This window comes from Planktotalea sp. (assembly GCF_050633725.1).
Taxonomy (GTDB): domain Bacteria; phylum Pseudomonadota; class Alphaproteobacteria; order Rhodobacterales; family Rhodobacteraceae; genus Planktotalea.
Window position 1 is genome coordinate 94,967 of sequence record NZ_JBOEHB010000009.1, and the last position, 13,664, is coordinate 108,630.

At 53.9% G+C, this 13,664-nt stretch carries 15 protein-coding genes and 1 riboswitch; of the genes, 5 read left to right on the top strand and 10 right to left on the bottom strand.

Annotation, left to right across the window (positions count from 1 at the left end; genetic code table 11):
• Position 1 precedes the first annotated feature (1 nt).
• Both ACRBCU_RS09495 and ACRBCU_RS09500 read left to right on the top strand, forming a co-directional pair.
• Complete coding sequence (locus ACRBCU_RS09495) at positions 2-790, top strand: HalD/BesD family halogenase (RefSeq protein ID WP_431365144.1); 789 nt, start codon at positions 2-4, stop codon at positions 788-790.
• Complete coding sequence (locus ACRBCU_RS09500; RefSeq protein ID WP_431365145.1) at positions 787-2,031, top strand: M24 family metallopeptidase; 1,245 nt, start codon at positions 787-789, stop codon at positions 2,029-2,031. Before ACRBCU_RS09495 ends, ACRBCU_RS09500 begins: the two co-directional genes overlap by 4 nt.
• A gap of 20 nt (positions 2,032-2,051) precedes the next feature.
• Here ACRBCU_RS09500 and metZ read toward each other — a convergent pair whose 3' ends face one another.
• The 4 genes from metZ to ftsY all read right to left on the bottom strand — a co-directional run bounded on the left by metZ (position 2,052) and on the right by ftsY (position 6,135).
• Positions 2,052-3,233 carry an O-succinylhomoserine sulfhydrylase gene (metZ, locus tag ACRBCU_RS09505; RefSeq protein ID WP_431365146.1) on the bottom strand — a complete coding sequence of 394 codons (1,182 nt, stop codon included), beginning with the start codon at positions 3,231-3,233 and terminating at the stop codon, positions 2,052-2,054.
• 63 nt (positions 3,234-3,296) lie between these two features.
• A riboswitch (SAM riboswitch) is annotated at positions 3,297-3,373 on the bottom strand.
• 29 nt (positions 3,374-3,402) lie between these two features.
• Positions 3,403-4,002 (bottom strand): inner membrane-spanning protein YciB, encoded by a 600-nt coding sequence (locus tag ACRBCU_RS09510; RefSeq protein ID WP_431365147.1) that lies wholly within the window; start codon positions 4,000-4,002, stop codon positions 3,403-3,405.
• Positions 4,003-4,022: 20 nt separating this feature from the next.
• Positions 4,023-4,931, bottom strand: coding sequence for an EamA family transporter (locus ACRBCU_RS09515; protein WP_431365148.1), 909 nt, complete (start codon positions 4,929-4,931; stop codon positions 4,023-4,025).
• 58 nt (positions 4,932-4,989) lie between these two features.
• On the bottom strand, positions 4,990-6,135 hold the full coding sequence (ftsY, locus tag ACRBCU_RS09520) for a signal recognition particle-docking protein FtsY (RefSeq protein WP_431365149.1): 1,146 nt from the start codon (positions 6,133-6,135) through the stop codon (positions 4,990-4,992).
• Positions 6,136-6,252: 117 nt separating this feature from the next.
• Here ftsY and ACRBCU_RS09525 point away from each other — a divergent pair, with 117 nt between their 5' ends.
• On the top strand, positions 6,253-6,648 hold the full coding sequence (locus ACRBCU_RS09525) for a hypothetical protein (protein WP_431365150.1): 396 nt from the start codon (positions 6,253-6,255) through the stop codon (positions 6,646-6,648).
• 7 nt (positions 6,649-6,655) lie between these two features.
• Here the strand turns inward: ACRBCU_RS09525 and xseA are convergent, their stop codons facing one another.
• A complete protein-coding gene (gene xseA, locus ACRBCU_RS09530) occupies positions 6,656-8,209 on the bottom strand; it encodes an exodeoxyribonuclease VII large subunit (RefSeq protein ID WP_431365151.1) in 1,554 nt (517 codons plus the stop codon).
• 92 nt (positions 8,210-8,301) lie between these two features.
• Here xseA and purD point away from each other — a divergent pair, with 92 nt between their 5' ends.
• Positions 8,302-9,564 carry a phosphoribosylamine--glycine ligase gene (gene purD / locus ACRBCU_RS09535; protein WP_431365152.1) on the top strand — a complete coding sequence of 421 codons (1,263 nt, stop codon included), beginning with the start codon at positions 8,302-8,304 and terminating at the stop codon, positions 9,562-9,564.
• Here purD and ACRBCU_RS09540 read toward each other — a convergent pair.
• The 3 genes from ACRBCU_RS09540 to ACRBCU_RS09550 are packed head-to-tail and all read right to left on the bottom strand — an operon-like array spanning position 9,559 to position 10,981.
• Entirely contained in the window at positions 9,559-9,972 is a 414-nt protein-coding gene (locus ACRBCU_RS09540) for a hypothetical protein (RefSeq protein ID WP_431365153.1), read from the bottom strand. The genes purD and ACRBCU_RS09540 overlap by 6 nt on opposite strands.
• Positions 9,963-10,658, bottom strand: coding sequence for an FG-GAP repeat domain-containing protein (locus ACRBCU_RS09545; protein WP_431365154.1), 696 nt, complete (start codon positions 10,656-10,658; stop codon positions 9,963-9,965). Before ACRBCU_RS09545 ends, ACRBCU_RS09540 begins: the two co-directional genes overlap by 10 nt.
• Positions 10,658-10,981, bottom strand: coding sequence for a 2Fe-2S iron-sulfur cluster-binding protein (locus tag ACRBCU_RS09550; RefSeq protein WP_431365155.1), 324 nt, complete (start codon positions 10,979-10,981; stop codon positions 10,658-10,660). The genes ACRBCU_RS09545 and ACRBCU_RS09550 overlap by 1 nt, the downstream gene beginning before the upstream one ends.
• Positions 10,982-11,175: 194 nt before the next feature.
• On the opposite strand from ACRBCU_RS09550, the gene ACRBCU_RS09555 reads away from it, so the two are divergent.
• The gene (locus ACRBCU_RS09555; RefSeq protein WP_431365156.1) at positions 11,176-11,751 is read left to right on the top strand and encodes a peptidoglycan-binding domain-containing protein; all 576 of its coding nucleotides are present in this window, start codon (positions 11,176-11,178) and stop codon (positions 11,749-11,751) included.
• A gap of 61 nt (positions 11,752-11,812) precedes the next feature.
• Here the strand turns inward: ACRBCU_RS09555 and ACRBCU_RS09560 are convergent, their stop codons facing one another.
• Together ACRBCU_RS09560 and ACRBCU_RS09565 are read right to left on the bottom strand one after the other, a co-directional pair.
• Complete coding sequence (locus ACRBCU_RS09560; RefSeq protein ID WP_431365157.1) at positions 11,813-13,300, bottom strand: Do family serine endopeptidase; 1,488 nt, start codon at positions 13,298-13,300, stop codon at positions 11,813-11,815.
• A 159-nt stretch (positions 13,301-13,459) separates the two neighbouring features.
• Positions 13,460-13,660 (bottom strand): DUF2065 domain-containing protein, encoded by a 201-nt coding sequence (locus tag ACRBCU_RS09565; RefSeq protein ID WP_431365158.1) that lies wholly within the window; start codon positions 13,658-13,660, stop codon positions 13,460-13,462.
• Positions 13,661-13,664 lie beyond the last annotated feature (4 nt).

Sequence of the window (13,664 nt, forward strand, 5' to 3'; positions counted from 1 at the left end):
TTTGCAAAGTATTCTAGATTTGACACGCTATCCGCTAGATCAGCCCGAAAGCGCCGCTTATCGCGCTCTTGTTGAGCGTTGCAGGAGCGATCTATCCAGCAGCGGAATGTTCAACTTGCAAGGTTTCATGGGCCCTGCGCCAATTGCGCAGACCCTTGCTCATGTCATGCCCAAATTTGAAACAGAAGCCTTCAGACACGAACGCCAACACAACATTTACTTCAAGAAAAGCATCCCCGATGTTCCCGAAGATTCGCCCCTGTATACAGAATTTTCCACTTCCAATCTGACGCTCTGCGGCGATCAGGTTAGCGAGACACCTCTTACCCAGCTTTATGAGTGGCCACCCTTCTTCAGCTTTCTAGCAGATGTCATGGAGCGGCCCGCGCTTTATCAAATGGGCGATCCGCTCGCGCGGCTGAACGTGATGGCCTATGAAGATGGTCAAGGCTTGAACTGGCATTTTGATCGCTCGGAGTTCACCACGACCTTGTTGCTACAAGCGCCAGAAGAGGGCAGCCGTTTTCTCTATCGCACCGATCTGCGCAGCGCTGATGATCCAAATTATGCTGGGGTTGAGCGTTTGGTGCGCGGAGATGATCCAGATGTGCAGTCCCTTGACGTTAAAGCGGGGACACTGAACGTTTTTCGTGGTGTGAACACCCCGCATTGCGTCACCCCCGCACAGGGCGCACGCGCGCGGGTCGTGAGCGTTTTCACCTATTTCGAAACGCCCGATGTGTCGTTCAGTGACGAAGATCGACTTGGCTTTTACGGGCGAACGACATGACGTCTGCTTTCAAGGACGAACGAAAGGAAACCTTCCTGAATGCTGAAGGTGTAGACAAGCCGTTGAAAAGCCCCGTCCCTGATAGCGTCCTCGCAGGTGCGCGTCGCTACCGCTTGCAACGGCTACGCGATCAAATGGAAATCGCTGATGTGGCCGCTTTGCTGCTCTACGATCCGATCAATATTCGATATGCTTTTGACAGCTCCAACATGGGGGTTTGGACGGGCCACAACCCAATTCGCTATGCGCTTATCCTCGCAGGTGGGCCTGCAATCATGTTTGAATTCAAAGGGTGCGAACATCTGAACGATGGATTGCCCGGAATTGACGAGTTACGCAATTCCATTGGCTGGATGTTCATGTGCGCGGGCGATCGCGCTGAAGAACGCTTGGCCGCATGGGCTGACGAAATCGTTGGTTTGGTAACCCATCACGTGGACAAAGGTGCAAAGATTGCGGTGGATCGGATAGAGCCAGATGGCGCATTTGCTCTACAAAAGCGCGGCCTCACAATTGTTGATGGCGGCCAAGTTACCGAGCTGGCGCGCGCAATCAAAAACGAGGATGAGATCGAATTGATGCGTTGGACCATCCGTGTCTGCGAAGCGGGAATGGCGCGCATCTACGAACATTCTACGCCAGGCGTCACAGAACGCGAACTATGGGCTCATTTGCACTTTGAAAACGCGCGATCTGGTGGCGAGTGGCTTGAAACCAAGCTCCTGACCTGCGGTCCGAATACAAATCCCTGGTACAAGGAATGCTCTGATCGCGAATGCCAAACTGGCGAAATGATCGCCTTTGATACCGATATGATTGGCCCTTATGGCTATTGCGCTGATCTATCGCGGAGCTGGACATGCGGTTACACAAAGATGAACGCGACGCAGAGTGAAATTTACACCGCTGCGCGCGATCAGATCGAACACAACATGGCCTTGATACGCGACGGACTCAGTTTTGCCGACTTCAATGACAAGAGTTGGCAAATTCCAGATCGGTTTGTTCCATACCGCTATTCTTTGGCCGCGCACGGCGTCGGCATGGCAGACGAATGGCCCGTGATCGCCCTACACCCGGACTTTGAAGCAAGCATGGGTGGGCACTTTGAAGCGGGCCAAGTCATTTGCGTTGAAAGCTTGATTGGCGCTAAAGGCACAGAAAGTGTGAAGTTAGAGACCCAAGTCTTGGTCACCGAAACAGGCGTTGAACGCCTCGACAGCTTCCCTTGGGAAATGTGACGAGGCGATTTGAGAACGGTTTATGCGTGGCTCAAGGCCTGTAGAACATCCGCAATAAGATCATCGGTATCTTCAATACCGAGGCTGAGGCGGATCAAACCCGGGGTAATCCCAAGCATCTGTTTTTGCTCATCAGGCAAACGTTGATGGGTTGTGGCCGCAGGCGGGGTCGCAATCGTTTTTGCATCCCCAAGATTGTTCGAAATTAATGCGATCTTCATCGCGTTAAGCACGCGGAATGCAGCGTCCTTGCCGCCCTTCACATCAAAAGACAGCATCGTGCCGCCATTACCCATTTGCTCCAGTACCAGCTTTTGTTGAGGGTGGCTTGTATGGCCGGGATAAATCAGGCGCTCAAGCTTGGCATGCCCAGCAAGCGCATCTGCGAGTTTGGCAGCCGTTGCAGCCTGCGCACGCACGCGCAGGTCCATCGTCTCCAGCCCCTTCAACATGATCCAAGCTGTAAACGGGCTCATCGAGCCACCGGTGTGCTTCATATAAGGCTCAACCGTGCCGCGAATAAGCTCTTTTGACCCTAAGATAATGCCGCCAAGGGCACGCCCCTGCCCGTCAATGTGTTTGGTCGCAGAATAGACGACAAGATCAACTCCCTGCGCTATTGCATTGGAAAACACGGGCGTTGCAAAGACATTGTCCGCGACCACGAGCGCCCCAACACCATGAGCCATGCGAGACACCGCTTTGATGTCGATGACCTCAAGTGTAGGGTTCGAGATGGTCTCAAAGAACACCAGTTTTGTGTCATCCCGGATCGCTGCTTTCCAAGCATCAAGGTTTCGCCCGTCGACAAGAGTAACCTCAACGCCCAAGCGGGGTAGGATTTCATCCAAGATATAAAGACAGGATCCGAACAAAGCCCGCGATGCCACAACATGATCGCCCGCTTTTACGATAGACATGATCGCGCCATTGACGGCCGCCATCCCCGAGGCCGTTGCAAACCCGTCTTCGCAACGCTCAATCGTGGCCATACGCTCTTCGAACATCGCAACGCTTGGGTTGCCATAACGTGCGTAGATATATTCGTCAGGTTCCGTTTTGATAAACCGCGCTTCTGCTTGCTCTGCAGTGTCATAGACAAAGCCTTGTGTCAGGAAGATCGCTTCGCTGACCTCATTCCACTGGCTACGCTTCGATCCGCTATGAACCAATTTGGTGCGGGTATTCCAATCTTTGCTCATCATCTTCTCCTGCTCGCAAGGCGCGTGCCCCACGAAAAAACCCCGATGCGGTCAAGCAAACGGGGTTCCCGAGCATTGACCTTTTAGCGGCATGTTTAACGTGGCCCACAATCCGGTATCAAATCGCCACAAGTGCTATTTACGCGCGAGCGTTGAGTTCGTCAACGCGCTAGCCTTCAAGGTCCATATACTTTTGCAACATGGCGAACTGGGCCCAAAGGAATCCGAACAACAAAATGGGAAAGCCAAATGTCTCGATCTTGACCCACGCATCAGTAGACATCGTGCGCCAAACCAATTCATTGCCAACCGCGAGTGCACCAAACATCGCCGTCAAACGACGCGTTAAGATCATCCATCCCTCTTGCGCCATCGGCAGAGCATCGGACAGAACGAAAGCGAGGTAGCTTTTGCCCTGCACAAGGCCAATTCCAAGAATCACTGCGAAAAAGCCGTATACCAGCGTGGTTTTCATCTTAAAGAACCGCTCATCATTGAAATAAGCTGTCAGCCCGCCAAAGAAGATCACCATAAACGCTGTAAACACCTGCATACGGCTCAGTTTGCCTGTCAAAAACCAAAGCGCGCCCATTGCGATCAAAAGGACCGGTACGAAGATCACAGTTGCGGCGATAAAACCGGAGTAATCAGTGCCAAAGACTTGGTACGTTTGATCGCGCATTCTGAGATAGAGCAGGAAGAATACCAACGTCGGGCCAAGCTCGAGCACTTGCTTCAAGATTGGGTTAATGTCTTTCTCGTCAGCCATGGGTGGCCCTCTCTAGGCGGTCAGCCTGCAAATTCTACGATCACTGCCCCTAGTGCAATCAGCGCCATCAGCGCGATGCGGCGGGGGCCGACGGTTTCTTTCAGCACCAACCATCCGATAAGCGCGGCGAAAACCGTTGATGTTTCGCGCAAAATGGCGGCTTCACCGACCTTGTCAAGCCGCGTTGCCAGCATGATTGAGCCAAATGACGCGAAAGCGATAAATGCTCCCAAAATTCCACGCATTGCTAAAGGCGCGAGCGCGGGTGGGTTCAGCATGCGCCGATAGCGCATGAACGCGATGGGTGGAATAGCAAGGCCATCAATAAAAAAGAACCAAGCGAGGAAAGTAAACGGATCCGCCGTCGCGCGTATGCCGTAAGCGTCATAGGTCGTATAGAGCGCTACAAAAAGCCCCGTCGCAATCGCAAGGCCCAGTGCAGGGACCAAGGTCGAGCGGTCACTTTCCAAATAGAGGAAATTATAGAGTGCGAGGCCGAAGATGCCGCTCAGCAAGACCAAAACGCCAATCCATTGCACTGCGTTGAAGGTTTCGCCAAAGATCAGATAGGCACCAAGCACAGTGAACAAAGGCCCTGTGCCGCGGACAACGGGGTAAACAACCGTATATGCCCCTTTGGAATAGGCAAAAGCTTGAAGCAGCTTATAGCAAAGATGGATCACAAAAACGCCGCCGAAGATCGGCCACATATGGGGCTCTGGCCATGGAACCACGAACAGTGCGATTGGCGCCGCCATAAGGCCATAGCTTGCATCAATTGCACCGCGACTAAGCCAGGGATCGTGCCGCCCTTTCTGAAGCGCCCCGAAAACAGCGTGTAGCAGCGCCGCCATAAGCGCCAAGACAAGCGCGACTTGATGGCCCTTGGCGGTGCCTTCCAGCGAGATCAGCCAGTCCGAGAGTGTCATCAGCGCATGGACGGGGGCCAGCCCCCGACCCCCCGGAGTTTAATTTGGAAAATGAAGATCAAACAGTTTTGCCAGTGAGCGCGTTTGCAAAATCTTCAGGGTCAAAGGCATCAAGATCGTCGATTTGCTCGCCCACTCCGATCGCATGGATTGGTAGGCCGAACTTGTCTGCCAGCGCAACAAGCACACCGCCTTTGGCTGTGCCATCAAGTTTTGTCATCACAAGGCCGCTGACATCTGCAAGTTTCTGGAAGGTTTCAACTTGGCTGAGCGCGTTTTGCCCAGTCGTTGCATCCAAAACGAGCAAGGTGTTGTGCGGCGCGCTTGGGTCTTTCTTTTGAATGACGCGCACGATCTTTGATAGCTCTTCCATCAAGTCGGCGCGGTTTTGCAAACGTCCTGCCGTGTCGATCATCAACAGATCTGCGCCATCGGCTTCTGCTTTGCTCATTGCATCAAAGGCGAGGCTCGCAGGGTCAGAGCCTTCTGGCGCAGTGAGAACCGGAACGCCCGCGCGCTCACCCCAAACCTGAAGTTGTTCGACGGCAGCGGCGCGAAAGGTGTCGCCTGCCGCGATCACAACATTTTTGCCAGCATCGCGGAACTGGCTGGCAAGTTTTCCGATAGTAGTGGTTTTGCCAGAACCATTCACGCCCACAACCAAGACGACCTGCGGCTTTTTTGGATAAATTGGTAAGGGTTTGGCGACAGGCTCCATAATTCGGGCAATTTCGCTCGCGAGCAAGTCTTTGATCTCGGCGCTGGAGAGCTTTCTTCCCATACGCCCTTCAGCCATGTTCGCAGTGACGCGAAGCGCCGTATCAACGCCCATGTCAGAGCTGATCAACAGTTCTTCCAATTGCTCTAACATATCATCATCAAGCACGCGGCGCGGCGCGGCAGCACTGGGTGCGCGGCCCATCATACGGCCAAGGATGCCAGGCTTGGCAACGTCCTCTTTAGGCTGGGCGGGCTTAGCAGGCTCGGCCTCTACTGGCGCGGGTTTTGGATCAGTGGCTGGCTGAATTTCTGGCTCAGGGTCTACTGCTGGCTCAGCAGTTTCTTCCAGCGGCTCAGCTTCTATCGAGGCGATCTCTTCGTCGATTGCTTCCTCGGGCGCTTCGTCAATGATTGCATCCAAACCTTCTTCCAGCTTTGAAGAAGATTTGAACAATTTGTCTTTAAGTTTCTTAAAAAACGCCATGGGCAGAACTCCGCTAATGGGTTTCACCTAAAGGCGAATGCAACGATTTGAAAGGGCAGCACGATTGAAATTGCGCTCATCCAGTGCCAGTTTGTAGAGGAACAAGGAGAAAATCCCATGCTTCGATTGGCGATATCCATTTCTTTAGCCTTAGCCGCAACAATAACGCAGGCGGCCCCGATGACCGCCGAAGCCTTCGAAAGCTACACCACTGGCAAAACTTTGTACTTTTCAGAAAGCGGTGAAACCTACGGAGCAGAGCGGTATTTACCAAATCGCAGAGTGGAATGGTCTTTTCTAGACGGCAAATGCAAGACCGGCGAATGGTATCCTGATGACGGGGCGATATGCTTCGTCTACGAAGATCGGCCCGATCCACAATGTTGGGAATTTGAAGCAAGCGCCGCCGGATTACGCGCCACATTTTTAGGAAGCGGCGAAACGACGGAACTCTATGAAGCGAATAAAACCGAGGAACCGATGTATTGCATGGGTCCAGACGTAGGCGTGTAAATCAAGGTTAGAATAGCGATCCTTGATCTTCTGGCGGTGACTTTGGCTTGGCCCCCTTTGCTGGTTTGCCCGTGCTAATATGCAAGGTTCCATCGGAAAATTCGATATCTAACGCCGACTGGGTTTTTGCCGCTTTTTGCGTGGTCAGAACTTGGCCCGTAGCGCTGCGCACAACCGCATAACCACGATCAAGCGTGGCCTTATAGCCCAAAGTTAATCTCAGGCGGTCCAAGGCCTCTAGTTTGCGCATCTTTTGATCTTGCGACACCAAAGCTGCCTGAGTGAAACGCGCGAGCATTCTGGCCAATTCGTCTCTTCGTCGATCCAGTTGCGGCCGCAAAGACAGGCTATCGTAACGCTTGGCGGCGCGATCAAGGTCCGTGCTCGCGGCGGCGCGGCGGCGCTCCAATGCAGGCGCAAGGCGCGATCCGCGATCGTCAACACGCTGGCGCGCGACGGAGATTGTTCTCGCAAGCAAAGACGAGCGCAACGCCCCTGCCGCTTGATTCAAATTGGCCCGTCCTCGATCAACGCGCGAGGTTAAAGCCCTCGGCAAACGTGCTGACACAAGATCGAGGCGTTGCTGAGGAGCTGCCAACAAAGCATCGCGGCGCGGAAGAGCGCGGCTCAGATCGCGCAGTTTCTCGCCACGGTAGTTGAGCGCGGCGCGCATAGCTGAAATTCGTCGCGCTTCCGTTTCCTCCAAACGCGCAAGCAATTCTGCGCGCACGGGCACTGCATGCTCGGCAGCCGCCGTTGGAGTTGGCGCGCGCAAATCAGAGGCGAAATCAATCAACGTCGTATCCGTTTCATGACCAACCGCAGATATCAGCGGAATTTGCGACGCCGCAGCAGCGCGTGCGACGCTTTCTTCGTTAAAGCCCCAAAGATCCTCTATCGAGCCACCACCACGCGCAACGATTAACAGGTCAGGGCGCGGCAGAGCGCCGCCCGCAGTAAACGCGTTGAACCCCTCGATGGCACGGGTAACTTCAGGCGCGCAGCGCTCGCCTTGCACCGCGACAGGCCAGATAAGAACCTTGCGCGGAAAGCGATCCCGTAAGCGGTGCAGAATATCGCGGATGACTGCGCCAGTGGGTGAGGTGATAACCCCGATAACTTCGGGCAAATACGGCAATTCTTGCTTGCGCTCTGGGGCAAACACCCCTTCAGCAGCCAGCTTTTTCTTGCGCTTTTCGAGCATCGCCATCAACGCGCCCTCACCCGCAACGCTGACATCTTGCACGTTCATCTGATACTTGGATTGGCCCGGGAAGGTCGTTAACCGCCCTGTCGCGATGATCTCCATGCCCTCTTCGGGCATAACAGCAAGGCGCGCGACTTGCCCTTTCCAAGCGGTGCAGCCAAGCACAGCGCGATCATCTTTGATGTCGAAATACAAATGCCCCGAGCGCGCATGCACAACCCGTCCCACTTCACCGCGAATCCTAACGTGATCGAATGTGCCCTCAATCGTGCGTTTTACCGCGCCGGAAATCTCCGAAACGGTAAATTCAGGCTCATTTGCCCCTTCGCGGGGGTCATCAATCAAATCAGACATGGTGGTTTGCTCGCCGATTGCTTGTGCATCTTTGGGCACCAGACTAGAACGCGCCAAGCAAAAGGCCAAGGTGGCGTAGTCAGGAGATCGCAATGAATATTCTCATCCTCGGTGGCGGCGGGCGCGAACATTCGCTGGCTTGGGCAGTCATGCAGAACCCGAAATGCGACAAATTGATTGTTGCCCCCGGAAATGCGGGCATTGCCCAGATCGCGACCTGCGCGGCGCTTGATATCGAAGATAGCGCTGCGGTCATTGGATTTGCAGAAGAAGAAGCGATTGATTTCGTGATCATCGGCCCCGAAGCGCCGCTTGCTGCGGGCGTATCTGATGATTTGCGCGCCGCTGGGTTCTTGACCTTTGGCCCGTCCAAAGCAGCGGCGCAACTCGAAGCGTCAAAAGCCTTTACCAAAGAAATTTGCGATGCCGCTAACGCGCCAACCGCAGGCTATGGACACTTTACGGATGCGGCCAGTGCAAAGGCCTATATCCAAGAAAAGGGCGCGCCCATCGTTGTGAAGGCAGACGGCCTTGCGGCGGGCAAAGGCGTTGTCGTTGCGATGACTTTGGAAGAAGCGCTAGGCGCTGTAGACGACATGTTCGGCGGCGCGTTTGGTGGCGCGGGTGCAGAAGTCGTCATCGAAGAATTTATGGACGGCGAAGAAGCCTCCTTTTTCATCCTGTGCGATGGTGAAAACGTTCTGCCAATCGGCACAGCGCAAGATCACAAACGCGTAGGCGATGGTGATACAGGGCCAAATACGGGCGGAATGGGCGCTTACTCGCCCGCGCCCGTTCTAAGCGATGCAATCGCGGAGCAGGCACTCAATGAAATCGTAAAGCCCTGCGTCGCTGAAATGGCCAAGCGCGGAACACCATACCAAGGTGTGCTCTATGCCGGCCTTATGATCAAAGATGGCGCGCCGCGTTTGGTTGAATACAACGCGCGTTTTGGTGATCCTGAATGTCAGGTTTTGATGATGCGCCTTGGCGGACAGGTGTTGGACCTATTGCAAGCGACCGCCGAAGAAACACTCGCCGATGCAAAGGTTAACTGGGCTGACGATCACGCGATGACCGTTGTAATGGCGGCGAAAGGCTATCCTGGCGCTTACGAAAAAGGAACGCCAATTGGCGGGCTTGAGACGCTGGAGGATGATAGTTTCAACGTCGCATTCCATGCTGGAACGAGCGAAAAAGCGGGTGCTATCGTCGCAACTGGGGGCCGTGTGCTAAACATTACCGCGCGCGGAGACACGCTGGCGGAGGCACACAAACGCGCCTACGATATGGTTGATGCGATTGACTGGCCCGATGGGTTCTATCGCCGGGACATTGGCTGGCGCGCCTTATGAAAGCGGCTGACTTGGGCAACCCAGATCTTCTGATGTAATCCGCGACACTTTTTGAACTTCAAAATTGCTGCGACTGATGACCAAAAGCTGTTTGTCTTTCATGAAAGGCATCCAGCAATTGTCATCTCTTGGATCATCCTCGTATTTGAAACAAAGAAGCGGGCCTTTCACTTCAATTTTTCCGTAAGTACAACGCCCGCTCTGTTCGACCCAAACACTCAAATCGCGCCGCAGAAACTGCTCCCGCCCTATTTCCGTGCCCGTACGATTATTTGAAAACGTCAAAGTGTTACCCGTAGCGTGATCAAGGAAAAGGTCGGGTGCTATCTGTTGCTGCGCACTGGCGCTGAAGGGCAGAAATGCGAGAAAGAGGGCAGCAATCTTTGCCCTAACCCCTTTCACTCGCACAGCAACGCCTTTGTCATACTCGCAGGACCGGTATAGGAGCCGACCGCCTCCATGCTAAACCGTTGGTTCTGGTAGGTCGTTGCAACGATCTTGGACCAATTGGCATCTGCTGTGATGATTTCTGACTGGCCTTCGCAGGAGCGAACGCCCCCCGAAATGAAATCATCGCCGATTTTGTGGTTGGTCAGGCCAGTTTGATCAGCCAGATGGACCAACTGGCCACGCTCAAAGCGCCAAATGCGCAGCGTTTTTGCCAAATGAGGACGATCAACGTAGGCAATTTCAACGAACCCATCACCGTCAAAATCAGCCGCCCCAACAGGTGCGAGCCAACGATGCGTACGGCCAATATAGGGCGTTGCGGCGATCAACCCCGTCTCGTCATAAATCGCGAGACGCGCACCTTGTCGAATGCTGGTTTCGACAACGATCACCTCGTTGTCGCCGTCCAGATCGACATCGAACAAGCGCGGCGCAAGGTCTTCAAACACACGAGTTTCAGGCAAACGCAGGGTAAGAGTATTTCCTGCGTCCGTTTCGATGCTTAGCGCACCATATTCAATCGCGTCTCCGAGAACGCCATGCGCGTAACGCGTGGTTGGTTCGGTATATTTCGCCTCAACCACGCCCGCATCAACGCTATTTGCGGCGCAAGCTATTGCGATGACAAGAGCCGCAAAACGCATTAGATTTGCTTTTCAGGCATCTGAACGATCAAGCCATCCAGTGCATCCGTCACCTTGAGCTGGCACGTCAAACGTGAGCGCGCTTCATCTGGTTCAAACGCAAAATCGAGCATATCGACTTCCATATCGTCCTTCGCAGGCACTTTTTCGACCCAATCAGGGTGAACATAAACGTGGCACGTCGAACAAGCGCAGGCACCGCCGCAGTCGGCTTCGATGCCCGGAATGTTATTATCGCGCGCGCCTTCCATAACAGTCATGCCATTTGCAACGTCAACAACGTGCTCTTTGCCGCTATGTTCAATATAAGTAATTTTAGCCATTTTCTGCTCCATAGAGTGCTTACAAAGATATCTAGCTGCACAAATCATCCACTGCCAGCCCCATTTCAAGCAACGTGGTGTAAATTCGTCGCGAGTTTGCAAGCATCGTCAACTTCTATCTGTTTCTTTTTTCTAAAGCTCTGTAAACTTGATGTTAGATCGCCATGAAGGCGGCAGGCAGTGAGACAGGCGCAATGCAGCATATCTCCTCTGATTTTCCGCGTTTCGCGGTGATCCGGCGCGCGAGCGGTGTGGCCGCGCTATGCGTTTTGGCGTCTTGCAGTCAGCCTTTCGAATCCGTGTCAAAGAATGCGTTTGATGAGCCTGATCTCGTTTACACAACCTCTACACCGCCCCCCGGCGCGAAAGAGGGGAGCTGTTGGGGAAAGCATGTCACCCCGGCAGAGTTGGAAACCGTAACGCACCAGATCCAACTACAGCCAGCAGAAGTTCGCTCTGATGGCACAATGAGCGCGCCAGCGGTTTACAAAACCGAAACCTCGCAAATGATCGTGAAGGAACGGCGCGAACTTTGGTTTGAAACGCCATGCGCACCCGAACTTACGCCAGAATTCATCTCGTCTTTACAGCGCGCCTTGAAAGCACGTGGGCACTACCGAGGCGGGGTCAGCGGCTATATCGATCCACGCACACGCGCAGCGATTAGAAAGTACCAAGCGCCGCAAGGCCTGGACAGCGCAATTCTATCGCTAGCAGCAGCGCGTAAACTTGGCCTGATTGCCTATGGTGAGACTGGAGATCGAGGATAGAGGCAACGAAAAAGGCCCGATGCTAGATCGGGCCTTTTCGTCGACGATATCTAAAGCTGATTTACTCTAGAGAAAGCGCCACAAATCGCGGATCTCCAGAGCGACGCACGAGCAATAGTAGCGATTTACGTCCCGCTTCCCGTGCAGCATCGATCTGCTTGTTCAGGTCAGCGACATCTGACAGTTTTTGCTGACCTGCTTCGGTGATGACGTCACCTGCGCGCAAGCCTTTTTCATAAGCTTTGCTCGTTTCCAGAACATCCTGAACAACAAGGCCCGTTGCGCTATCAGCGAGGTCAAGCTGCTCGCGCAGCTCGTCCGTGATCGCGGAAACCGTCATGCCGAGCAGGTCAGTTTTTTCAGGAACTTCAGGCTCCTTAGGCGCTGATGCTGGAACTGCATTCTCCGCTTCTTCGCGGCGCCCAAGCGTGACTTTCAGCGTTTGGGTTTTGCCATCACGGAACACGACGACGCGAACGGCTTTGCCAACCTCTGTGTTGCCAACTGTGCGTACCAAAGAGCGTGTGTCGGTGACATCTTTACCGTCAAAACTAAGGATGACGTCACCCGCTTCGATACCAGCTTCGGCAGAGGGACCTTCTGGCACGTCCGTTACAAGAGCGCCTGCAACTTTTTCAAGGCCAATTGCTTCGGCAACATCTTCAGTTACGTCTTGAATGCGTACGCCTAACCAACCACGACGGGTTTCCCCAAATTCCTTCAGCTGATCGACAACTTTAACCACAACGTTAGACGCCATAGAAAAACCGATCCCGATAGAGCCGCCATTCGGTGATAAGATCGCAGTGTTCACACCGACAACTTCGCCGTCCATATTGAACAAAGGACCGCCAGAGTTGCCGCGATTGATCGCAGCGTCCGTTTGCAGATAGTCATCGTATGATCCGCTGAGCGCACGGTTGCGCGCCGACACGATGCCAGCGGACACAGAGAACCCCTGCCCCAATGGATTACCCATTGCCATTACCCAGTCACCGACGCGAGAAATGTCGCTATCGCCAAAGTTCACAAAGGCCAGCGGCGCTTCTGCCTCGACCTTGAGCAAAGCAATGTCGGTTTTCGGGTCGGTGCCAATAACTTTCGCAACCAGTTCACCGCCCTCGAAGAACTCGATCATAATTTCGTCAGCGCCTTCGATGACGTGATTGTTAGTAACGACAAACCCGTCTTCGGAAATGACGAACCCAGATCCCAATGCCGACGAACGTCTGGGGCGATTACGATTGCCATCGTTTCCGCCGTTGTTGCGATCTTGAAATTCACGGAAGAAGTCCTCGAACGGCGAACCTTCGGGAACAACTCCGCGCGGCGCAGCATTACGCGCGACGGTGGTCGTTGTCGTGATATTGACGACAGCGGGGCTGATTTTCTCCGCTAAATCGGCAAAGCTTTCTGGTGCGCCGCGCGCAGCAGCGCTGAGCGTCTGCAAGAGCAAAAGGACGACGCTTAGCCCCATTGCGAGTGCGAGCGGCAGCGCTTTACGGCTTTCGCGTTGGTTATCATATGAGAGGGCAAGTGCCTGTGACATTGTGAGAAGACCTCCTTCTTGGTCAGAGCCTCTACCAGGTCAAAACCGACCTTGGTTTTCTTACTCACCATCTATCTAGGCACTTAAAGGTGCAACGCAAATCTCGTTACAGTGTTTCAAGCGGATGTGAAGATAACGTGAATACTGCCCCGATTTGTTTCATCCAGCCCCTAAAGCGCGGGCTGCGAGCAAGAAACAGACGCCTAAGACCAATACAAGCAGGCCAAAAGTGCGGCGCATTTCCAGAGACAGGTTGCGCAAGGCTTCGAGCAGCTCTTCAATAAGCGAAGGGGCCAGTGCGTACACCAGCCCCTCGATTATGCAGACTAACCCGATTGCCAATAAGATGTTGGCAAACATAGGG

Excerpts from the sequence above, each read along its gene's own strand:
- ACRBCU_RS09500 (WP_431365145.1), top strand. The coding sequence starts at position 787 with ATGACGTCTGCTTTCAAGGACGAACGAAAGGAAACCTTCCTGAATGCT.
- metZ (WP_431365146.1), bottom strand. The coding sequence starts at position 3,233 with ATGAGCAAAGATTGGAATACCCGCACCAAATTGGTTCATAGCGGATCG.
- ACRBCU_RS09510 (WP_431365147.1), bottom strand. The coding sequence starts at position 4,002 with ATGGCTGACGAGAAAGACATTAACCCAATCTTGAAGCAAGTGCTCGAG.
- ACRBCU_RS09515 (WP_431365148.1), bottom strand. The coding sequence starts at position 4,931 with ATGACACTCTCGGACTGGCTGATCTCGCTGGAAGGCACCGCCAAGGGC.
- ftsY (WP_431365149.1), bottom strand. The coding sequence starts at position 6,135 with ATGGCGTTTTTTAAGAAACTTAAAGACAAATTGTTCAAATCTTCTTCA.
- ACRBCU_RS09525 (WP_431365150.1), top strand. The coding sequence starts at position 6,253 with ATGCTTCGATTGGCGATATCCATTTCTTTAGCCTTAGCCGCAACAATA.
- xseA (WP_431365151.1), bottom strand. The coding sequence starts at position 8,209 with ATGTCTGATTTGATTGATGACCCCCGCGAAGGGGCAAATGAGCCTGAA.
- purD (WP_431365152.1), top strand. The coding sequence starts at position 8,302 with ATGAATATTCTCATCCTCGGTGGCGGCGGGCGCGAACATTCGCTGGCT.
- ACRBCU_RS09545 (WP_431365154.1), bottom strand. The coding sequence starts at position 10,658 with ATGCGTTTTGCGGCTCTTGTCATCGCAATAGCTTGCGCCGCAAATAGC.
- ACRBCU_RS09550 (WP_431365155.1), bottom strand. The coding sequence starts at position 10,981 with ATGGCTAAAATTACTTATATTGAACATAGCGGCAAAGAGCACGTTGTT.
- ACRBCU_RS09555 (WP_431365156.1), top strand. The coding sequence starts at position 11,176 with ATGCAGCATATCTCCTCTGATTTTCCGCGTTTCGCGGTGATCCGGCGC.
- ACRBCU_RS09560 (WP_431365157.1), bottom strand. The coding sequence starts at position 13,300 with ATGTCACAGGCACTTGCCCTCTCATATGATAACCAACGCGAAAGCCGT.
- ACRBCU_RS09565 (WP_431365158.1), bottom strand. The coding sequence starts at position 13,660 with ATGTTTGCCAACATCTTATTGGCAATCGGGTTAGTCTGCATAATCGAG.